We start from the raw sequence: 565 nt of genomic DNA on the forward strand, positions 1-565 counted from the left end.
AAGAAGCTCCTGCATTTTTCCAAGTTTCATAAATATAATTTTTCACTTCTTTATAAGTAATATAAATTACTCTAGTATTACTAGAAAAAGCAAATGCAAATGGAGTTGATATAGTATAATATTTGTCTTTTACTAAACTGTTAAATAGTTTTATATACTCATCATTAAATGTACAAACTTTAGGCTTCTCTTTTTCAACCTTAACAAAGATTGCAACTGTATCTTTTTTTATAAAATTGTTTGTATGTTTGAGTTTCATCGATAAGTCCTTTAAGAATTCTATAATTGATATTTTAAATATTATATATAATGTTTGTTTTATGTCAATTAATTAATTTTCAAATTCACATAATCTATAGATAACTCATCTTTAGTTTTTGTTATAACTAATTTATACTTATCGCCATAATGACTATAAATCTCAGCTAAAATACTTCCATCAGAAGCTTCTATATTCTCATCTTCCAATGCTATATTATTGTTTTCTAAGTTTTTAAATATACTGCTTAAAGACATATCAATATTATTGGTAATGTTTAGTGTAATTTGCTCTATTTTTTTTTCA

Annotated in this window: 2 pseudogenes; both read right to left on the bottom strand. The window is 22.8% G+C overall.

Going from position 1 to position 565, the window contains the following annotated elements:
- Positions 1-259, bottom strand: a pseudogene (locus GQX97_RS14310) (leucyl aminopeptidase); the annotation flags it as partial.
- Between the two features lie 68 nt (positions 260-327).
- Positions 328-565, bottom strand: a pseudogene (locus tag GQX97_RS14315) (hypothetical protein); the annotation flags it as partial.

This window comes from Brachyspira sp. SAP_772, from assembly GCF_009755885.1.
Taxonomy (GTDB): Bacteria; Spirochaetota; Brachyspiria; order Brachyspirales; family Brachyspiraceae; genus Brachyspira.